This is a genomic window from Kitasatospora sp. NPDC057223 (assembly GCF_042669755.1).
Taxonomy (GTDB): Bacteria; Actinomycetota; Actinomycetes; order Streptomycetales; family Streptomycetaceae; genus Kitasatospora.
In genome coordinates, this window is sequence record NZ_JBHUWW010000022.1 from 36293 (window position 1) to 55901 (window position 19609).

The 19609-nt window shown below is 73.5% G+C and carries 26 protein-coding genes; 24 read left to right on the top strand and 2 right to left on the bottom strand.

The window, feature by feature from the left end; translation table 11 throughout:
- The first annotated feature begins 18 nt into the window (after positions 1 to 18).
- From hisD to hisF, 8 genes are read left to right on the top strand one after another with little or no spacing between them, the layout of a single operon-like run.
- Entirely contained in the window at positions 19 to 1329 is a 1311-nt protein-coding gene (gene hisD / locus ACFUK0_RS11485) for a histidinol dehydrogenase (protein ID WP_380248677.1), read from the top strand.
- On the top strand, positions 1326 to 2423 hold the full coding sequence (locus ACFUK0_RS11490) for a histidinol-phosphate transaminase (protein WP_380248679.1): 1098 nt from the start codon (positions 1326 to 1328) through the stop codon (positions 2421 to 2423). The genes hisD and ACFUK0_RS11490 overlap by 4 nt, the downstream gene beginning before the upstream one ends.
- Positions 2424 to 2428: 5 nt before the next feature.
- On the top strand, positions 2429 to 3022 hold the full coding sequence (gene hisB, locus ACFUK0_RS11495; protein ID WP_380248681.1) for an imidazoleglycerol-phosphate dehydratase HisB: 594 nt from the start codon (positions 2429 to 2431) through the stop codon (positions 3020 to 3022).
- Complete coding sequence (locus ACFUK0_RS11500) at positions 3019 to 3171, top strand: hypothetical protein (protein ID WP_190209161.1); 153 nt, start codon at positions 3019 to 3021, stop codon at positions 3169 to 3171. Before hisB ends, ACFUK0_RS11500 begins: the two co-directional genes overlap by 4 nt.
- Positions 3172 to 3192: 21 nt before the next feature.
- A complete protein-coding gene (gene hisH, locus ACFUK0_RS11505) occupies positions 3193 to 3828 on the top strand; it encodes an imidazole glycerol phosphate synthase subunit HisH (protein ID WP_380248683.1) in 636 nt (211 codons plus the stop codon).
- Positions 3829 to 3849: 21 nt separating this feature from the next.
- Positions 3850 to 4575, top strand: a complete 726-nt coding sequence (priA, locus tag ACFUK0_RS11510) for a bifunctional 1-(5-phosphoribosyl)-5-((5-phosphoribosylamino)methylideneamino)imidazole-4-carboxamide isomerase/phosphoribosylanthranilate isomerase PriA (protein WP_380248685.1) — start codon at positions 3850 to 3852, stop codon at positions 4573 to 4575.
- Positions 4572 to 5003 (top strand): RidA family protein, encoded by a 432-nt coding sequence (locus ACFUK0_RS11515; RefSeq protein ID WP_380248687.1) that lies wholly within the window; start codon positions 4572 to 4574, stop codon positions 5001 to 5003. Before priA ends, ACFUK0_RS11515 begins: the two co-directional genes overlap by 4 nt.
- Positions 5000 to 5770, top strand: a complete 771-nt coding sequence (gene hisF / locus ACFUK0_RS11520) for an imidazole glycerol phosphate synthase subunit HisF (RefSeq protein WP_380248689.1) — start codon at positions 5000 to 5002, stop codon at positions 5768 to 5770. The genes ACFUK0_RS11515 and hisF overlap by 4 nt, the downstream gene beginning before the upstream one ends.
- 4 nt (positions 5771 to 5774) lie before the next feature.
- Here hisF and ACFUK0_RS11525 read toward each other — a convergent pair whose 3' ends face one another.
- Positions 5775 to 6422 (bottom strand): TIGR03085 family metal-binding protein, encoded by a 648-nt coding sequence (locus tag ACFUK0_RS11525; protein WP_380248691.1) that lies wholly within the window; start codon positions 6420 to 6422, stop codon positions 5775 to 5777.
- Positions 6423 to 6473: 51 nt separating this feature from the next.
- Entirely contained in the window at positions 6474 to 7043 is a 570-nt protein-coding gene (locus ACFUK0_RS11530) for a hypothetical protein (protein ID WP_380248693.1), read from the bottom strand.
- 127 nt (positions 7044 to 7170) lie between these two features.
- On the opposite strand from ACFUK0_RS11530, the gene ACFUK0_RS11535 reads away from it, so the two are divergent.
- From ACFUK0_RS11535 to ACFUK0_RS11610, 16 genes are all read left to right on the top strand, one after another.
- Entirely contained in the window at positions 7171 to 7641 is a 471-nt protein-coding gene (locus tag ACFUK0_RS11535; protein WP_380248695.1) for a hypothetical protein, read from the top strand.
- 59 nt (positions 7642 to 7700) lie between these two features.
- Entirely contained in the window at positions 7701 to 8075 is a 375-nt protein-coding gene (hisI, locus tag ACFUK0_RS11540) for a phosphoribosyl-AMP cyclohydrolase (protein WP_380248697.1), read from the top strand.
- A 55-nt stretch (positions 8076 to 8130) separates the two neighbouring features.
- The gene (locus ACFUK0_RS11545) at positions 8131 to 9642 is read left to right on the top strand and encodes an anthranilate synthase component I (protein ID WP_380248699.1); all 1512 of its coding nucleotides are present in this window, start codon (positions 8131 to 8133) and stop codon (positions 9640 to 9642) included.
- Between the two features lie 39 nt (positions 9643 to 9681).
- On the top strand, positions 9682 to 10248 hold the full coding sequence (locus ACFUK0_RS11550) for a Uma2 family endonuclease (protein ID WP_380248701.1): 567 nt from the start codon (positions 9682 to 9684) through the stop codon (positions 10246 to 10248).
- Between the two features lie 43 nt (positions 10249 to 10291).
- A complete protein-coding gene (locus tag ACFUK0_RS11555) occupies positions 10292 to 10933 on the top strand; it encodes a TIGR02234 family membrane protein (protein WP_380248703.1) in 642 nt (213 codons plus the stop codon).
- 176 nt (positions 10934 to 11109) lie between these two features.
- Positions 11110 to 11367, top strand: a complete 258-nt coding sequence (locus ACFUK0_RS11560; RefSeq protein WP_380248705.1) for an HGxxPAAW family protein — start codon at positions 11110 to 11112, stop codon at positions 11365 to 11367.
- A gap of 122 nt (positions 11368 to 11489) precedes the next feature.
- Entirely contained in the window at positions 11490 to 11933 is a 444-nt protein-coding gene (locus ACFUK0_RS11565; RefSeq protein ID WP_380248707.1) for a DUF2752 domain-containing protein, read from the top strand.
- A gap of 319 nt (positions 11934 to 12252) precedes the next feature.
- Positions 12253 to 13065, top strand: a complete 813-nt coding sequence (gene trpC, locus ACFUK0_RS11570) for an indole-3-glycerol phosphate synthase TrpC (RefSeq protein ID WP_380248709.1) — start codon at positions 12253 to 12255, stop codon at positions 13063 to 13065.
- An 8-nt stretch (positions 13066 to 13073) separates the two neighbouring features.
- Positions 13074 to 13325, top strand: coding sequence for a tryptophan biosynthesis modulator TrpM (gene trpM, locus ACFUK0_RS11575; protein ID WP_380248710.1), 252 nt, complete (start codon positions 13074 to 13076; stop codon positions 13323 to 13325).
- Between the two features lie 49 nt (positions 13326 to 13374).
- On the top strand, positions 13375 to 14607 hold the full coding sequence (gene trpB, locus ACFUK0_RS11580) for a tryptophan synthase subunit beta (RefSeq protein ID WP_380248711.1): 1233 nt from the start codon (positions 13375 to 13377) through the stop codon (positions 14605 to 14607).
- A 2-nt stretch (positions 14608 to 14609) separates the two neighbouring features.
- The gene (gene trpA, locus ACFUK0_RS11585) at positions 14610 to 15416 is read left to right on the top strand and encodes a tryptophan synthase subunit alpha (RefSeq protein WP_380248713.1); all 807 of its coding nucleotides are present in this window, start codon (positions 14610 to 14612) and stop codon (positions 15414 to 15416) included.
- A gap of 229 nt (positions 15417 to 15645) precedes the next feature.
- Positions 15646 to 15903 carry a hypothetical protein gene (locus ACFUK0_RS11590; protein WP_380248715.1) on the top strand — a complete coding sequence of 86 codons (258 nt, stop codon included), beginning with the start codon at positions 15646 to 15648 and terminating at the stop codon, positions 15901 to 15903.
- A gap of 143 nt (positions 15904 to 16046) precedes the next feature.
- Positions 16047 to 16586, top strand: coding sequence for a MauE/DoxX family redox-associated membrane protein (locus ACFUK0_RS11595; RefSeq protein WP_380248717.1), 540 nt, complete (start codon positions 16047 to 16049; stop codon positions 16584 to 16586).
- Between the two features lie 88 nt (positions 16587 to 16674).
- On the top strand, positions 16675 to 17541 hold the full coding sequence (locus ACFUK0_RS11600) for a DsbA family protein (RefSeq protein WP_380248719.1): 867 nt from the start codon (positions 16675 to 16677) through the stop codon (positions 17539 to 17541).
- Positions 17542 to 17630: 89 nt separating this feature from the next.
- Positions 17631 to 18614 carry a prolipoprotein diacylglyceryl transferase gene (gene lgt / locus ACFUK0_RS11605; protein ID WP_380248721.1) on the top strand — a complete coding sequence of 328 codons (984 nt, stop codon included), beginning with the start codon at positions 17631 to 17633 and terminating at the stop codon, positions 18612 to 18614.
- 205 nt (positions 18615 to 18819) lie between these two features.
- Complete coding sequence (locus ACFUK0_RS11610; protein ID WP_380248723.1) at positions 18820 to 19566, top strand: VIT1/CCC1 transporter family protein; 747 nt, start codon at positions 18820 to 18822, stop codon at positions 19564 to 19566.
- Positions 19567 to 19609: the final 43 nt, after the last annotated feature.

Consider the following 19609-nt stretch of genomic DNA (forward strand, 5'->3'; position numbering starts at 1 on the left):
CTCCTTACACTGGGTTGCGTGATCTCTCGAATCGACCTCCGCGGCTCGCTCGACGACCCGCGTGACCTGCTGCCCCGTGCCGAGTTCGACGTGGAGGCCGCGCTGGAGACGGTGCGGCCGATCTGCGAGGACGTACGCCATCGCGGGGTCGCGGCGCTGGTCGAGATCACCGAGCGGTTCGACGGTGTGACGCTCACCTCGACCCGCGTCCCCGAGGCGGACATCACCGCCGCGCTGGAGACCCTGGACCCGAAGGTCCGGGCCGCGCTGGAGGAGTCGATCCGCCGCGCCCGGATGGTGCACCGCGAGCAGCGCCGCACCGACCACACCGTCCAGGTGGTGCCCGGCGGCACCGTCACCGAGCGCTGGGTGCCGGTCGACCGGGTCGGCCTGTACGTGCCGGGCGGCCTGGCCGTCTACCCGTCCTCCGTCGTGATGAACGTCGTGCCCGCGCAGGAGGCCGGGGTGCAGGGCATCGCCGTCACCTCCCCGCCGCAGAAGGACTTCGGCGGCGCCGTGCACCCGACCATCCTGGCGGCCTGCGCGCTGCTCGGCGTCACCGAGGTGTACTCCGTCGGCGGCGCCCAGGCGGTCGCGATGTTCGCGTACGGCACCGAGGAGTGCCGCCCGGTCAACCTGGTGACCGGCCCCGGCAACATCTACGTGGCCGCCGCGAAGCGGCTGCTCAAGGGCCGGATCGGGATCGACGCCGAGGCCGGGCCGACCGAGATCGCGGTCCTCGCCGACGACAGTGCCTCGCCGCGCGACGTGGCCGCCGACCTGATCTCGCAGGCCGAGCACGACCCGATGGCCGCCTCCGTGCTGGTCACCGACTCGCTCGCGCTGGCCGACGCCGTCGAGGCCGAGCTGGCCGTGCAGGTCGCGGACACCAAGCACCGCGAGCGCGTCACCGAGGCGCTCGGCGGCCGGCAGTCCGGCATCGTGCTGGTCGACGACGTCGAGCAGGGCCTGGACGTCGTCAACGCCTACGCCGCCGAGCACCTGGAGATCCAGACCCGCGACGCCCGCGCGGTCGCCGCCCGGGTCCGCAACGCGGGCGCGGTCTTCATCGGCCCGTACGCGCCGGTCTCGCTCGGCGACTACGCGGCCGGCTCCAACCACGTGCTGCCCACCGGCGGCTGCGCCTGCCACTCCTCGGGCCTGTCCGTGCAGTCCTTCCTGCGCGGCATCCACGTCGTGGACTACGACCGCGAGGCGCTGGCCGGCGTCGCCGCGCACGTGGTGAACCTCGCGAACGCCGAGGACCTCCCGGGTCACGGCGACGCCATCCGTGCCCGCTTCGACTGGACGGTACCGAACGCCTCGTGAAGATCGACGACCTGCCCGTCCGGGACGAACTGCGCGGCCAGTCCCCGTACGGCGCGCCGCAGCTCGACGTCCCCGTCCAGCTGAACACCAACGAGAACCCCTACCAGCTGCCCGAGCCGCTGGTGGCCCGGATCGCCGAGCGGGTCGCCGAGGCGGCCCGCAACCTCAACCGCTACCCGGACCGCGACGCCGTCGAGCTGCGCACCGAGCTGGCGCGCTACCTCACCCGCACCACCGGGTTCGAGCGCACCCTTGAGCAGGTCTGGGCGGCGAACGGCTCCAACGAGGTCATCCAGCAGCTGCTGCAGACCTTCGGCGGCCCCGGCCGCAGCGCGCTGGGCTTCGAGCCCTCCTACCAGATGCACGAGCTGATCTCCCGGGGCACCGGCACCCGCTGGATCGCCGGCCCGCGCAACGCCGACTTCACCATCGACCTCGACGCGGCCGTCGCCGCGCTGGCCGAGCACCGCCCGGACGTCCTGTTCATCTGCTCGCCGAACAACCCGACCGGCACCGCCGTCCCGGTCGAGGCCGTGCTCGCGCTGTACGAGGCCGCGCAGGCCGTCAAGCCGACCATGGTGATCGTGGACGAGGCGTACGTCGAGTTCTCGCACCGGGCGTCGCTGCTCCCGCTGCTGGCCGGGCGCCCGCTGCTGGTGGTCACCCGCACCATGTCCAAGGCCTTCGGCGCGGCCGGTCTGCGGCTCGGCTACCTGGCCGCCGACCGGGCCGTGGTGGACGCCGTCCAGCTGGTGCGCCTGCCGTACCACCTGTCCGCCGTCACCCAGGCCACCGCGCTGGCCTGCCTGGAGCACACCGACACCCTGCTGGGCTACGTCGAGCGGCTCAAGGCCGAGCGGGACCGGGTGGTCGAGGCGCTGCGCGGGCTCGGGCTGGACGTCACCGAGTCCGACGCCAACTTCATCCAGTTCGGCACCTTCGCGGACCAGCGGGCCGTCTGGCGGGCGATCCTCGACCTCGGCGTCCTGATCCGCGACAACGGCGTGCCCGGGCAGCTGCGGGTGACCGCCGGCACCCCCGCCGAGAACGACGCCTTCCTGGACGCCGTCCGCACAGTCACCAAGGAGCTTTGAACCCCATGTCCCGTATCGGCCGCGTTGAGCGCACCACCAAGGAGACCTCGGTCCTCGTCGAGATCGACCTCGACGGCACCGGGAAGACCGACATCTCCACGGGCGTCGGGTTCTACGACCACATGCTCGACCAGCTGGGCCGCCACGGTCTCTTCGACCTCACCGTCAAGACCGAGGGCGACCTGCACATCGACACCCACCACACCATCGAGGACTCCGCCCTCGCGCTCGGTGCCGCCTTCAAGCAGGCGCTCGGCGACAAGGTCGGCATCTACCGCTTCGGCAACTGCACCGTCCCGCTGGACGAGTCGCTGGCCCAGGTCACCGTCGACCTCTCCGGCCGCCCGTACCTGGTGCACACCGAGCCGGAGACGATGGCGCCGATGATCGGCACCTACGACACCACGATGACCCGGCACATCTTCGAGTCCTTCGTGGCCCAGGCGCAGGTCGCCCTGCACATCCACGTCCCGTACGGTCGCAACGCGCACCACATCGTCGAGTGCCAGTTCAAGGCCCTCGCGCGTGCCCTGCGCTACGCCTCCGAGCGCGACCCGCGCGCGGCCGGCATCCTCCCCTCGACCAAGGGCGCACTGTGAGCAAGGCCGCAACACTCCTGATCATCGCCGGGCTGTTCCTGTCCGGCGGCGTGTACTCGTTCTGGAAGCAGAAGCAGTCCAAGAGCCTGGTCGCGGTCCTCGCGATCGGCGCGGCGCTCTGCCTCGTTTCCGGCGTCATGCGCCTCTAGAGAGACTGGACGACAACCTTCATGGCCAAGAACGTGGTGGTCCTCGACTACGGGTCGGGAAACCTGCGCTCCGCCCAGCGGGCCGTCGAGCGCACCGGCGCCAACGTCACCGTGAGCTCCGACTTCCGGACCGCCCTGGAGGCGGACGGCCTGCTCGTCCCCGGTGTGGGTGCCTTCGAGGCCTGCATGCGCGGGCTGAAGGAGGTCCGCGGCGACGTGATCATCGGCCGGCGGCTGTCCGGCGGCCGGCCGGTGCTCGGCATCTGCGTCGGCATGCAGATCCTCTTCGAGCGGGGCGTCGAGCACGGCGTGGAGAGCGCCGGCTGCGACGAGTGGCCCGGCACCGTCGAGCCGCTGGACGCGCCGATCGTCCCGCACATGGGCTGGAACACCGTGGACGCCCCGGCGAACAGCCGGCTGTTCGCCGGGATGGACCCCGAGGCCCGCTTCTACTTCGTGCACTCATACGGCGTGCGCAACTGGGAGCTCCAGGTCACCAACGAGAACATCACCGCGCCGCTGGTCACCTGGGCCACGCACGGGCAGCCGTTCGTCGCGGCCGTCGAGAACGGCCCGCTCTGGGCCACCCAGTTCCACCCCGAGAAGTCCGGCGACGCCGGCGCCGCCCTGCTGACCAACTGGGTCAACACCCTCTGACATCCGGAGAGTTGCAACTCCATGAGCAACCGCCTCGAACTCCTCCCCGCCGTCGACGTCCGCGACGGCCAGGCCGTCCGCCTGGTCAAGGGCGCCTCCGGCAGCGAGACCTCCTTCGGCGAGCCGCTCGCCGCCGCCCTGGCCTGGCAGAGCGCCGGCGCCGAGTGGCTGCACCTGGTCGACCTGGACGCCGCCTTCGGCACCGGTGACAACCGCGCCCTGGTCCGCGAGGTCACCGAGCGCCTCGACATCAAGGTCGAGCTGTCCGGCGGCATCCGCGACGACGCCACCCTCGCCGCGGCGCTGGCCACCGGCTGCCGCCGGGTCAACCTGGGCACCGCCGCCCTGGAGACCCCGGAGTGGGTCGCCAAGGTCATCGCCGAGCACGGTGACCGGATCGCGGTCGGCCTGGACGTGGTCGGCACCACGCTCAAGGGCCGCGGCTGGACGAAGGACGGCGGCGACCTCTACGAGGTGCTCGCCCGCCTCGACGCCGAGGGCTGCGCGCGCTACGTCGTCACCGACGTCAACCGCGACGGCACCCTGACCGGCCCCAACCTGCAGCTGCTGCGCGACGTCTGCGCCGCCACCGACCGGCCGGTCGTCGCCTCCGGCGGCGTCTCCTCGCTGGAGGACCTGCGGGCCATCGCCACCCTCGTCGGCGAAGGTGTCGAGGGCGCCATCGTGGGCAAGGCACTCTACGAGCAGAAGTTCACCCTCGAAGAGGCCCTGGAGGCCGTGTCATGACAGAGCGTCGGATCGTACGCGGCAAGCTGGCCGGCGCCTCCCCCTGGGAGGACGACTTCGGCTACTCGCGGGCGGTGGCGGCGGGTGACCACGTCCTGGTGGCCGGCACCACCGCCTGGGTGAACGGGAAGATCGAGCACGAGGGCGACCCGTACAACCAGACACTCGCCGCCTTCGGCGTCGGCCTCCAGGCCCTCGCCGCGTACGGTCTGACGGCGGACGACGTCGTCCGCACCCGGATGTACATCACGCACGTACGCGACGCCGACGAGGTGGGCCGGGCCCACAAGCTGCTCTTCGACGCCGCCCGCCCGGTCGCCACCATGGTCGTGGTCGAGGGCCTGATCGACTCCCGGATGATGGTCGAGATCGAGCTGGAGGCCTACCGCGCCGGGCTCGCAAGCACTTTGGAAGGCAAACAGCCGTGACCCTCGCTGTACGAGTGATCCCCTGCCTGGACGTCGACGCGGGCCGGGTGGTCAAGGGCGTCAACTTCCAGAACCTGCGCGACGCCGGTGACCCGGTCGAGATGGCCAAGCTCTACGACGCCGAGGGCGCCGACGAGCTGACCTTCCTCGACATCACCGCCTCCTCCGGCTCCCGCGAGACCACCTACGACGTGGTGCGCCGCACCGCCGAGCAGGTGTTCATCCCGCTCACCGTCGGCGGCGGCATCCGCGCCGTCGAGGACGTCGACAAGCTGCTGCGGGCCGGCGCGGACAAGATCGGCGTCAACACCGCCGCCATCGCCCGCCCCGAGCTGATCCGCGAGATCGCCCAGCGGTTCGGCCGCCAGGTGCTCGTCCTGTCGGTGGACGCCCGTCGCTGCCCCGAGGGCACCGAGACCGCCTCGGGTTTCGAGGTCACCACCCACGGCGGGCGCAAGGGCACCGGCCTGGACGCCGTGGAGTGGGCCGGCCGGGCCGCCGAGCTGGGCGCCGGTGAGATCCTGCTCAACTCGATGGACGCCGACGGCACCAAGGACGGCTACGACCTGGACATGATCCGGGCCGTCCGCAAGACCGTCTCCATCCCGGTGATCGCCTCCGGCGGCGCCGGGAAGCTGGCCGACTTCGCCCCCGCCGTCGAGGCCGGCGCCGACGCGGTGCTCGCCGCCAGCGTCTTCCACTTCGGCGACCTGCGGATCGGCCAGGTCAAGGACGCCCTGCGCGAGGCCGGGCACCCCGTCCGCTAGCGGCTCAGAGCTCCTCGGGAGGCAGTGGCAGCGCGGCACGCAGCGCCGCCACTGCCTCCTCCGCTCCCGCCACGCGCACCTGGGCACGGGCCCCGCGGCCGAACGCGAACAGCGCCAACTCGCCCGGCTCCCCGGTCACTTCGACGTAACCGGCGTCCTCGGGGCCGGCCTCCGCCCGCCCGCCGTCCGAGCGCAGCAGCACCAGCCGGACGGGGGACTTGCGCCCCGCCTCCAGCCGGGCCAGCATCGGCAGCCGCGCCCAGAGCGCCTCGGCCAGCGCGGGCGCCACGGCCTGCGGCTCCCAGTCGCCGGCCCGGCGGACGTCCTCCGCGTGCACGAAGTACTCCACGGTGTTGGCCGCCTCGTCGGCGCCCGGCAGCGCGAACGGCGACAGCCTGGGCGGCCCCTCGCGGAACAGCCGCACCAGCTCCTCGTACGGCCGGGCCGCGTACTGCGCCTGCACCCGGGCGGTCCGGGCCGCCAGCGCGCGGATCCGGATCCCGGCCGCCGCGTCCATCCGGCGTTCGCGCAGCACCAGGTGCGCGGCCAGGTCCCGGGTGGTCCACCCGGTGCAGAGCGTCGGAGCGTCCGGCCCGGCCGCGATCAGCAGATCGGCGAGCCGCCGGCGTTCCCCACGGGCGAGTGTCGGCATGCCCGGAAGCCTACGCTCCGTCAGCGCGCCCGCCGCCCACCGCGGCTGCCCCTACTTGAGATGTCCGGTCAGCTTGGCCGCGCCCTGCTTGTTGCTCACCGCCAGCGCGCACGTCGCGTCCCGCATGCCCTGCTGGTAGTACGCCAGGTACGGCCCGAGCGGGAAGCCGTAGTACGGCCCGCCGCCGCCCTGGCGCCGCTCCGCCTCGTCGAAGGCGCTCTTGCAGGCCTCGCGCAGCGCCTTGCCGATCTGGCTGTCGCTCGTCAGCCCCTCCGGCAGCAGCACGTCCGCGACGGCCTCGGCGTCGTGCGAGCCCTCGCAGGGCCGGGCCTCGGCCTTGGTGACGGTCTTGCTCAGCTGCGGGTGGTCCAGGCACGTCCCGACCGGGAAGAACGGGTACGGCAGCACCTTGGCGGGCGTCGGGACGGGCGTGGGTGTCGGCGTCGGGGTGGCGGTGGCGGTGGGGGAGGGCGAGGGCGGCGGGGGCAGCGCCACCGGCCGCTTCTCCGGCCACAGCAGCACGGTGGCGACCACGGCCAGCAGCACCGCCAGGACGGCGGCGACGGCGAGGACCAGCCCCCGCGACGGACGGGGGGCGGGGGGCGGCTGCTCGGTGCTCATGCCCCAGAGAATGGCCCACCGGCCCGCCGCTCGGCAGGCACTTCGGACAAGTCGTCCCGGCCCGCCCCGTCCGTACCGCCCACTGGCATATCGTGGGCGCGGCACGACACGTTCCCAGGAGTTTCGGATGCGCGTCGCAATCACCGGGTACCAGGGGCTCTCGGGCATCACCGAGATGCTCGTCCGCGGAGACCTCTGGAGGCTGGTCAGCACCTTCGGGGCGAGCGAACTGGTCGGCGTCAGCTGTGCGGGGGAGGGGCCGGAGAGCTGGTTCGCCCGGTCCGTGCTGGAGCACGGCGGCAGACTCGAAGTGATCGTCCCGGCCGGGGCGTCCGTGTTCGCGACGGCCGGCGACGACCACCGGAGCACCCGGCTGCGGCTGATGAACGAGGCGAACGCCGTCCACCGGCTGGCACCGGCCGCGCACGGCGGCCCCGGGGACGACACCGCGGCGGCCCTGGTCGGCATGGCCGACGAGGTCGTCGCCGTCTGGGACGGCGCCCCCGGCACCGCACCCGCCCGGGTGGCCGGACTCGCCCGGCAGGCCGGGCTGTACGTCCACCGGATCTGGCCGGACGGCTGCGAGCCGCCCGCCTGACGCCCCGCCCGGGAGGTGGCGGGCCGGGGCCCGGTACGGGTGCTGACAGAATGGGACGCATGTCGACCACACCCGCCGCCCCCGGCAGCACCGCCCTGGCCGCCGACGTCGCCGCCCGCCTCAAGCGCACCACCGACGGCCTGCTCCCGGCCATCGCGCAGCAGTACGACACGGGCGAGGTGCTGATGCTCGGGTGGATGGACGACGAGGCGCTGCACCGCACCCTGACCACCGGCCGCTGCACCTACTGGAGCCGCAGCCGCAGCGAGTACTGGGTCAAGGGCGACACCTCCGGCCACTTCCAGCACGTGAAGGCCGTCGCGCTGGACTGCGACGGCGACACCCTGCTGGTCAAGGTCGACCAGGTCGGCGCGGCCTGCCACACCGGCGAGCGGACGTGCTTCGACGCCGATGTCCTGCCGGTGACTCGCTAACCTTCTCCCACCCGCAGTCCCCTGCTCCGCCACACAGGAAACGGTGCCGCCGCCCATGGACCTCGATGCCTTCCGCAAACTCGCCGTCGACACGCGGGTCATCCCGGTCACCCGCCGGCTCCTCGCGGACGGCCTCACCCCCATCGGCCTCTACCGCAGCCTCGCGGACGAGCGCCCCGGCACCTTCCTGCTGGAGTCGGCGGAGCAGGGCAGCTGGTCCCGCTACTCCTTCGTCGGCGTGCGCAGCGCCGCCACCCTGACCGCGAGCCCGGAGGGCGACGCCCGCTGGCACGGCGACGTGCCGGTCGGCATCCCCACCAGCGGCGACCCGCTCCAGGTGCTGCGCGCCGCCGTCGAGGCGCTGCACACCCCGCGCCACGCGGACGGCCTGCCCCCGCTCACCGGCGGCCTGGTCGGCTACCTCGGCTACGACGTCGTGCGCCGCCTGGAGAAGCTGCCCGACCTCACGCCGGACGACCTCAAGCTGCCCGAGCTGACGATGCTGCTCGCCACCGACCTCGCGGTGCTCGACCACTCCGACGGCACCGTGCTGCTGATCGCCAACGCCGTCAACCACAACGACCTGGCCACCGGCGTCGACGAGGCGTACGCGGACGCGCTCGCCCGCCTCGACGCGATGGAGTCCGACCTGCGCCGGCCGGTCGACCCGGGCCTGGCGACCTTCACGCCCACCGCCGCCGAGGCCGTCTCGCCGTTCGGCGGCGCGCCCTACCGGGCCGCCGTCGAGGAGATCAAGGAGCGGATCCGGGCCGGCGAGGCCTTCCAGGTCGTCCCCTCGCAGCGCTTCGAGGCGCCCTGCCCGGCCTCCGCCCTGGACGTCTACCGCGTGCTGCGCACCACCAACCCCAGCCCGTACATGTACCTGTTCCGCTTCCCCGGCCCGGACGGCACGGCCGAGGGCGGCTTCGACGTGGTCGGCTCCAGCCCGGAGGCGCTGGTCAAGGTCACCGAGGGCCGGGCGATGGTGCACCCGATCGCCGGCACCCGGCACCGCGGCGCCACCCCGCACGAGGACGCCGACCTCGCCGCCGAGCTGCTCGCCGACCCCAAGGAGCGGGCCGAGCACCTGATGCTCGTCGACCTCGGCCGCAACGACCTCGGCCGGGTCTGCGAGCCGGGCAGCGTGGAGGTCGTCGACTTCATGTCCGTCGAGCGCTACAGCCACGTGATGCACATCGTCTCCACGGTGACCGGCACCGTCGCGGCCGGCCGCACCGCCTTCGACGTGCTCACCGCCTGCTTCCCGGCGGGCACCCTGTCGGGGGCGCCGAAGCCGCGCGCGATGCGGATCATCGAGGAGCTGGAGCCCACCCGCCGCGGCCTGTACGGCGGCTGCGTCGGCTACCTGGACTTCGCCGGGGACTCCGACACCGCCATCGCGATCCGCACCGCGGTGCTGCGCGACGGCACCGCGTACGTCCAGGCCGGCGCGGGCGTGGTCGCCGACTCCGACCCGTACAGCGAGGACACCGAGTGCCGCAACAAGGCCGCCGCCGTGCTGCGCGCCGTGGCCACCGCCAACACGCTGCGGGCGCCGGTATCGTGAGCTGAGGGGCCGGGGGCCGCAGCAGGGAGAGCAGCCGGCATGACCGCGATGACGACCGAGAGCGCCTGGGACGTCCTGGAGGGCGCCACGCTGCCGCGTGGCTACCGGGTCGAGATCACCGCCGGGAAGATCATCATGACGCCCCGGCGGCAGGCCCGGCGGCAGACCGTGCTCGCCGCCGCACCGCAGATCGAGGACCAGCTGGCCGGTCACGGCCGGCTGCTCTCGGACAGCAAGGTGGACTTCCCGTCCACCCGCTACGGCTACGCCCCGGACCTCGCCGTCGTCGCCCCCGGCGCCGAGCTCAACGGCCGGGGCCGCTACGAGTGGCACGACCTGGAGGCGGTGCTCGACGTGACCGCCAGACCCGAGCAGGACGAGGACTTCGTCCGCAAGCTCCGGCTGTACGCGGAGTGCGGCATCCCGCTGTACGTGGTCGTCGACCCGGCCGAGGCGCTCTGCACCGTGCACAGCGGCCCGCAGCGCACCGGCGCCTACCGGGACGCCGAGCGGGTGCCGTTCGGCAACGAGCTGTACCTGCCGCTGCAGGACCGCACGATGGTGATCGAGACCGGCGGCTTCCCGGTGGAGGGCGCCCCCCGGTGACCCCGGGCGCCGGGCCCGCCCGCGCCCGGGGGACACTGGAGCGGTGAGCGCTCTTCCCGCACCCCGGACCGAACAGGCGGCCCCGGCCGCCCCCGCCGCACCGTCGAAGGGGGCGGGCCGCCGCACGCTCGGGCTGATGCTGCTGCTGACCGCGCTCGGCGCCGTCCTGGTGCTGACCGCGGTGAGCCGGGTCTGGGCGACCGGCACGGTGGCCGGCGTCACCGGCGGCGCGCTGGACGTCTCCGTCACCGGCAGCACCGTCTCCGGCCTGCCGACCGGCCTCGCGCTGGCCGCGCTGGCCGCCGCCGTCGCGGTCTTCGCGGTCCGCGGCGCGGGGCGGGTCGCGGTGGGCCTCCTGCTGACGCTCGCCGGCTTCGGCGTGGCCGCCGGCGCCGCCCTGAACGCCGACGGCACCACCGCCCTGCACGCCGAGGCCGCCCGCAAGCTGGCGCTGGCCGGCGCGCGGGCCGAACACGTCGGCCACTCCGTCTGGCCCTGGCTCGCCCTGCTCGGCGGGCTGCTGATCGCGGTGGCCGGCCTGCTGACCGTCCGGTACGGGCGGAGCTGGCCGGGCATGGGCACCCGGTACGACGCCCCGACCCGCAAGGCACCCGCCAGGCCCTCGGACGCCCCCGCCGACCTGTGGAAGGCCCTCGACCGCGGTGAGGACCCGACCGTCGGCTGACGCGGCCCCCCGCCGCGGGCCGACCGCCCGCACTGTGAGGCGATAGACAGCGGCCCCCCTTTGGGCCGGGCCGTGAAGGCCCGGCACAATGGACAGCGACAACCCGCCAGGAGCCCGCAGGACTGCCGAGAGCCACGCAGCCCCGCCGGACCCCGGAGACCAAGGAGCAGCATCAGATGTCGGCAGCAGCACACGGCCACACCCCCGCCGCCTGGACCGGCGTGACCATCGCCTTCATCGGCTTCACGATCAGCGGCGTCGCGATGATCATCCCGAACGTGCTCCTGGTGTGGGGCGGCCTCGTCGTCGTCCTGCTCGCCGGCGTCGTCGGCAAGGCGATGTCGATCGCCGGCATGGGCCGCCAGCCCAGCCCGCACTACGAGGGCGCCCCCGCCGTCGAGCAGCCGGCCGTCGCCGTCGCCGCCGCCCACTGAGGCGCTGAGGCGCCCGGGCCACGGGCCCCGCGCCGACCGAGGGACTGCCGGACGGCGGGCGCGCCACGCCCGCCGTCCCCGTTCTGCCCCGTCCGGTACCCGGGCGGGGCAGAATCGTCCGGGTGAACGCCGCTCCCGCCGCCCCCGCGCCGCAGCCGTCCGTACTGCGCCGCCTCGGCCGTCCGCTGGCCGCCCTCGCGGCCCTCGCCGTGCCGACCCTCTACGTGGCCTCGGTGGACCCGAACACGCCCGGTCACTACCCGACCTGCCCGCTGCTCCAGGCCACCGGCTGGTGGTGCCCGGGCTGCGGCGGCCTGCGCAGTGTGCACGCGCTCAGCCACGGCGACCTCTTCACCGCACTGCACGACAACGTGCTGGTGGTCGGGCTGGCCGCGGTCGTGGCGGTGCTCTGGCTCCGCTGGCTGTGGGCCGCGGTGAGCGGCGGCCGCGCGCCCGTGGTCGTGGTCGGCGGCCGCCGGGCGGTGCTGCTCGGCGTGCTGCTGGTGCTCTTCATGGCCCTGCGGAACCTGCCGATCGGGGTCGGCCTGGCACCCCCGGCGGTCTGAGCGGCCGGCTCGGCAAACCACCTGGTACGTGACCTGGACGGCGTCCGGCAGGCGTCCGAAAGCCGCTCGTCGAGGGCCTGAGCAGGCCGCGGGCGGGGGCCCGGGGCGGTCCGCTCCGCGAGACGCGCGCCGGGTGGATGCGCCCCGCGCCCCCCCTTGCCGATACCATCGAAGAGCCGACGAGGGCGCATGACCACAGAATCCTCACCGATCTGTGCGAATCGCAGCCGTCGGCCGACTGGACTGCCAGGCCGGGACGACCCCCGGGTCACCCCGAACCCCTGGCTCGCAGAACTAGCAGAATGATGGGGGCGCCCGAGTGAGTGTGCTCGACGAGATCATCGACGGAGTCCGCGAGGACCTCGCGGAGCGGCAGGCCCAGGTCTCCCTGGACCAGCTCAAGGAGCTCGCCGCCAAGGCTCCCGCCGCCAAGGACGGCGTGGCCGCCCTGCGCGGCGACGGCGTGCGGGTGATCTGCGAGGTCAAGCGCTCCAGCCCCTCCAAGGGTGCACTGGCCGCGATCGCCGACCCGGCCGCCCTGGCGCTCGACTACTCCGCCGGCGGCGCCGCCGCGATCAGCGTGCTGACCGAGCAGCGCCGCTTCGGCGGTTCGCTCGCCGACCTCGACAGTGTCCGGGCCGCGGTCGACACCCCGATCCTGCGCAAGGACTTCATCGTCACCGCGTACCAGCTCTGGGAGGCCCGCGCCCACGGCGCCGACCTGGCCCTGCTGATCGTCGCCGCCCTCGACCAGCCGGCCCTGGTGTCGCTGATCGAGCGCGCCGAGTCGATCGGGCTCACCCCGCTCGTCGAGGTGCACGACGAGGAGGAGATCGCCCGCGCGGTCGACGCCGGCGCCCGGATCATCGGCGTCAACGCCCGCAACCTCAAGACCCTCGAAGTGGACCGCAACACCTTCGGCAACGTCGTGGACAGCATCCCGGCGCACATCGTCAAGGTGGCCGAGTCCGGCGTCCGCGGCCCGCACGACCTGATCGCGTACGCCAACCTCGGCGCCGACGCGGTGCTGGTCGGCGAGTCCCTGGTGACCGGCAAGGACCCGAAGGCGGCCGTCGCCGACCTGGTCGCCGCCGGCGCCCACCCGGCGCTGCGCAACAACGGCCGGGGCTGACCGCGGACATGTCCATCGTCACCCGCCCCGCTCCGGGGCCGGGCACTGCCCCGGCTCCGCGGAGGCCGGGTGCCGCGACCTCGTTCCTCGGCCGCGACCCCCACCCTCCGCTGCGGCTCGGCGGCGCCCTCCGGAACGGCTGCCGCCCGCGCGGCTGCCGCGCGCCCGCACGCCGGGTGCTGGGGCGCCGGGTGCGGTACGTGATCGGCTGCGAGCCCGGGCAGGTGCAGGGCAGCCGATGGCGCAGGACGTACGGCTGAGCACAGCCCTGCCACGTCACTGCAGTCATCACCGAGAAGGACTTCCACCATGTCCGAGAAGGACTACCTGCCAGGCGCCCAGGTCCCCGACGCACGGGGCTACTTCGGCGCGTACGGCGGCCGCTTCATCCCGGAGGCGCTGGTCGCCGCCGTCGAGCAGGTCGCCGAGGAGTACGAGAAGGCCAAGGCCGATCCGGCCTTCGCCGCCGAGCTGGACGCCCTGCTGAAGGACTACACCGGCCGGCCCAGCCCGCTCACCGACGTCCACCGCTTCTCCGCCGAGGCGGGCGGCGCGCGCATCCTGCTCAAGCGCGAGGACCTCAACCACACCGGCTCGCACAAGATCAACAACGTGCTCGGGCAGGCGCTGCTGACCCGCCGGATGGGCAAGACCCGGATCATCGCCGAGACCGGCGCCGGCCAGCACGGCGTGGCCACCGCCACCGCCTGCGCGCTGTTCGGCTTCGACTGCACCATCTACATGGGCGAGGTCGACACCGAGCGCCAGGCGCTCAACGTCGCCCGGATGCGGATGCTCGGCGCCGAGGTCGTCGCCGTGAAGTCCGGCAGCCGCACCCTCAAGGACGCCATCAACGAGGCGTTCCGCGACTGGGTCGCCAACGTCGACAGCACGCACTACCTGTTCGGCACGGTGGCCGGCCCGCACCCGTTCCCGATGATGGTCCGCGACTTCCACCGGGTGATCGGCATCGAGGCCCGCGAGCAGGTGATCGAGCGCACCGGCAAGCTGCCGGACGCGGTCGTCGCCTGCGTCGGCGGCGGCTCCAACGCCATGGGCATCTTCCACGAGTTCATCCCGGACGCCGGCGTCCGCCTGATCGGCTGCGAGGCGGCCGGCGAGGGCGTCGACACCCCGCGCCACGCGGCCACCCTCACCAAGGGCGAGCCCGGCGTGCTGCACGGCGCCCGCAGCTACGTCCTGCAGGACGAGGACGGCCAGACCATCGAGAGCCACTCCATCTCGGCCGGCCTGGACTACCCCGGCATCGGCCCCGAGCACGCCTGGCTCAAGGACACCGGCCGCGCCGAGTACCGCCCGGTCACCGACGACGAGGCGATGCAGGCGCTGCGCCTGCTGTCGCGCACCGAGGGCATCATCCCGGCCATCGAGAGCGCCCACGCACTGGCCGGCGCCCTGGTGCTCGGCCGCGAACTCGGCCCGGACGCGACCATCCTGGTCAGCCTCTCCGGCCGCGGCGACAAGGACATGCACACGGCCGCCCAGTACTTCGGCCTCTACGACGACAAGGGCGGTAAGTGACCATGGCTTCGAAGCTCAGCGAGACCCTGGCCGCCGCCAAGGCCGAGGGCCGCGCGGCCCTGATCGGCTACCTGCCGGCCGGCTTCCCCAGCATCGAGGGCGGCATCAAGGCCGTCCGCGCGCTGATCGAGGGCGGCTGCGACATCGTCGAGGTCGGCCTGCCGCACTCCGACCCGGTGCTCGACGGCCCGACCATCCAGACCGCGGACGACATCGCGCTGCGCGGCGGCGTCCGGATCAAGGACGTGCTGCGCACCGTGCAGGAGGTGGCCGCGGCCACCGACGCACCGGTGCTGGTCATGACGTACTGGAACCCGGTCGACCGCTACGGCGTCGCCCGGTTCGCCGCCGACCTGGCGGCGGCCGGGGGAGCGGGCTGCATCCTGCCCGACCTGCCGGTCGAGGAGTCCGAGGAGTGGCGCAAGGCCGCCGGGGAGCACGGCCTGGACACCGTCTTCGTGGTCGCCCCGAGCAGCAAGGACCCGCGGCTGGCCGAGGTCACGGCCGCCGGCACCGGCTTCGTGTACGCCGCCGCCGTGATGGGCGTGACCGGCACCCGGGCCCAGGTCGGCAACCTCGCCGAGGACCTGGTCGCCCGTACCCGGGCCACCACCGACCTGCCGGTCTGCGTCGGCCTCGGCGTCTCGACCGCCGACCAGGCGGCCCAGGTCGCGGGCTTCGCGGACGGCGTGATCGTCGGCTCCGCCTTCGTCCAGCGGATCCTGGACGCCGCCGGGGACGAGGAGGCCGCGCTGGCGTCCGTCCGCGCCCTGGCCGGCGAACTCGCGGCCGGCGTGCGCCGCAGGTAGATCCGCAGCACCGGAAGCGCCCTGACGGCCCGTCGCCCCCGCACCGGGGGCGGCGGGCCGTTGCCGTGCACCCGTCCGGGTGAAGAGTCAGGGCCCCGCGCATCAGCAGCGGTTGACCGGCGTTGAGTGGAGGGACGTGTCGACGGGTGGCGTCCGGTCTTCGTCGTTCGTGCACTGCTCAGCCGTCCCAGCCGTCCCAGCCGTCCGCAGCGATCGAAGGGGTTTGCCGGTGCCGTGCCTCCAACGAGCCGTCCTGCTCCGCGCCGCGGCGGCCGCACTGGCCCTCGGTGTGGCGCTGGGGCTGCACGGCTCGGTCGGACACGCGCTGGCCAGAAGGGGTGCGGAGCGTGCCGAGCGGGAGGCCTCGGTGTGCGCCGAGGCGGCCCGGCTGAGCGCGGTGGAGCGGGCCACCCGCTCGGGCGCGGAGCGGCGGCCGGGGCTCGGCGGCGCCGTCCGGCCGACCGGGTGCGGGGCTCCCGGTCGGTAACGGGCGCGGGGTCGAAACTGACAAAACATCACTCGTTCGGCTTAATCCGGCGAATGTGGAGGAACCACCCCCGATCCCCTACGGTTCATCAGGAAACGTGGGTCGCACCACGGATGTACGCCGTTTTCCGAGGGGGGTTCCCGATGTCCGGTCAGCAGGGCACCGAGCCGCGCCCGCACGCCGCGGCCCGGCCCGGTGGCGGCTCCGCGCTGCGGCGGGTGGTCGACGGCCCGGCGGGGGAGTGGATCGGCACGGCCGCCAGGCTCGGCCTGGCCGTGGTCTGGGGCTGGGCCGGCCTCGCCAAGGTCTCCGACCCGGCGGCCGCCGCACAGGCCGTCCGCGCGTACGAGATCCTCCCCGAGTCGCTGGTGAAGCCGGTCGGCTACGCGCTGCCGTTCCTGGAGCTGGCGCTCGCCGTGCTGCTGGTGATCGGGCTCGGCGTGCGGATCGTCGCCGTCGTCTCCGCGGTGCTGCTGCTCGCCTTCATCGCCGGCATCAGCTCGGCCTGGGCCCGCGGCATCTCGATCGACTGCGGCTGCTTCGGCGGCGGCGGCGCGGTCGACGCCTCCCAGACCGAGTACCTCCAGGAGATCCTGCGCGACACCGGCTTCCTCGTCCTGGCCGGCTGGCTGGTGTTCAGACCCCGGACCAAGCTGTCCGCCGACGCCTGGCTGGCCGCCTGAGCCGCCCGGCTCGCAACGGCCCGCCCCTCCCACCCCCACCCCGTCCTCGCCGGCCCCGGCCCGGCCCCGACCCTGGATGTCCTGTCACATGAGCGAGAAGAACCGAGATGGCAAGCGCAGCGCCCGCGAGCGGATGCTGGAGGAGCGGGCGGCCGAGGAGGCGAAGGCCAGGCGGAACAAGAAACTGATCGTCGGCGGTTCGGTCCTCGCGGTGATCGTCGTCGCGGCGGTGGTCGGTGTCGTGGTGCAGAACAACCGCTCCAAGCCGGACACCCCGGTGGCCGCCCCGGCCGGCACCATCGGTGACAAGAACCTGGTGATCCCGGTCGGCTCGGCGAACGCCCCCTCCACGCTGACCGTGTACGAGGACCCGCGCTGCCCCGCCTGCGGCACCTTCGAGCGGGAGTTCGGCCCCACCATCGACCAGCTGGAGGACCAGGGCAAGCTGTTCCTCAACTACCACATCGTGTCGTTCATCGACCGGGCGGTCGCGGGCAAGGGCTCCCGCTACGGCGCCAACGCGCTGGGCTGCGCGCAGGACGCCGGGCACTTCCGCGACTTCCACGACGTGCTCTACCGCAACCAGCCGGACGAGACGAACGACGCCTTCGGCAACAAGGACACCCTGATCGCGCTGTCCAAGCAGGTCCCCGGCCTGGACACGCCCACCTTCCAGGCCTGCGTGAACGACAACAAGTTCAGCGGCTGGGTCTCGGCGGTGCAGCAGGACTTCGACAAGTCCAGCTTCAAGTCCACGCCGACCGTGCTGCTCAACGGCCAGCCGGTCTACCCGAAGAACGGCACCGAGGAGATCACCCCGGAGAACCTGGTGAAGTGGGTCGACGCGGCCAACCAGGGCAAGCCGCTGGGCACCCCCGGCACCAACGGCCAGAGCGCCGCGCCGACCAGTACCGCCTCCGAGTCGAACAACCCGTCCCCCGGCCCCAACGGCTGACCCGGACGGGGCCCGTGGGAGCCGAGTGCGATCTGTGACCTGCCGGGATGGCCGAACCGGCCCGCGGACACGGTAGCGTCGACCCTGCCATGGATATCGCTTACATTCCGAGCCCGTCGCGGGGCGTCCTGCAACTGGGGCCCATTCCGCTGCGCGCCTACGCCTTCTGCATCATCATCGGTGTCGTCGTAGCCGTCTGGCTCGGCAGCAAGCGCTGGGTCGCCCGGGGCGGTGCCAAGAACACGGTGGGTGACATCGCCGTCTGGGCCGTCCCGTTCGGCCTGGTCGGCGGTCGCCTGTACCACGTGATCACCGACAACCAGCTGTACTTCGGGGACGGCAAGAACCCCTGGAACGCCTTCAAGATCTGGGAGGGCGGCCTCGGCATCTGGGGCGCGATCGCCCTCGGCGCGGTCGGCGCCTGGATCGGCGCCCGCCGCCGGGGCGTGCCGCTGCCGCCCTGGGCGGACGCCCTCGCGCCGGGCATCGCCCTCGCCCAGGCCTGCGGCCGCTGGGGCAACTGGTTCAACCAGGAGCTCTACGGCAAGGCGACGACCCTCCCCTGGGGCCTGAAGATCGACAAGACCCTGCCGGACGGCGAGGTGATCCAGGGGGTCTACCACCCGACGTTCCTGTACGAGTCGCTCTGGTGCGTCGGCGTCGCCCTGCTGGTCATCTGGGCCGACCGCCGCTTCACCCTCGGCCACGGCCGGGCCTTCGCGCTGTACGTCGCCGCGTACACGGTGGGCCGGTTCTGGATCGAGGCGATGCGGATCGACGAGGCCCACCGGTTCTTCGGCCTGCGCCTCAACGACTGGGTCGCGATCGTGGTCTTCCTCGGCGCCGTCGCCTACCTGGTGATCGTCGGGAAGAAGCGCCCCGGCCGGGAGGACCCGGACTCCATCGACCCGGCGGCCCGTGAGCAGCGCGAGGCCGAGGCCGCGTCCCACGCCTCGGACGAAGCCGGCGCGGACCCCGCCGAAGACCCCGCCGACACCTCCGCCGACGAGGCCGACGCCACCCCCGCCGACGCGGCCCGTGCGGCCGGGGCGGAACCCAAGAAGCTGACCTGACCTGCGATCTTCCGAGGCTGCGGCCGCCCCCACCGACCAGGTGGCGGGCGGCCGCAGCGCTGTTCGGACAGCCTTACTTTGCTGGAAAGTACCTGATCATCGGACTACGTTCACCAGTGTGAGAGCCCCCGCGGGGCAGCCCGGCTCACGGCGCACAGCCGTGCCCGGGCACAGGCGGGGGCAGCCGCTGAGGGAGGACGAGACCGTGACCACGACGACAGCCGCACCGATCACCGACGAACCGCAGCCCAAGGTGCACATCCCCGACGAGGGGCACCACCGCGACGTCAACGGCGGCTGGCTGCGCCCGGCGGTGTTCGGCGCGATGGACGGACTGGTCTCCAACTTCGCCCTGATGACCGGAGTGGTCGGGGGCTCGGTCGCCAGCGGCACGGTGGTGCTGACCGGACTCGCCGGGCTGGCGGCCGGTGCCTGCTCGATGGCGGCGGGGGAGTACACCTCGGTCGCCTCGCAGCGCGAGCTGGTGCAGGCCGAGATCGAGGCGGAGCGCTTGGAGCTCAGCCGCAACCCGCACGGCGAGCTGGCCGAACTGGCCCAGTTGTACGTCTCGCGCGGGGTGGACCCGGACCTCGCGCACGAGGTCGCCCGGCAGCTGTCCACCGACCCCGACCAGACACTGGAGATCCACGCCCGGGAGGAGCTGGGCATCGACCCGAACGACCTTCCGTCGCCGGTCGTGGCGGCCGCCTCCTCGTTCGTCTGCTTCGCGGTCGGCGCGCTGCTGCCGCTGCTGCCGTACCTGCTCGGCGCCACCTCGCTGGTGCCGGCACTGCTGCTGTCGCTGGCCGGGCTGTTCGCCTGCGGCGCGGTGGTGGCGCGGGTGACGGCCCGCAGCTGGTGGTTCAGCGGGGTGCGCCAGCTGGTGCTGGGCGGCGCGGCTGCCGCGGTGACGTACCTGCTCGGGACGCTGATCGGCGGCGCCGTCGGCTGACGCGGTCCTGGGCCGGCCCCCGTCGGCGGCCCGCCGGCGGGGG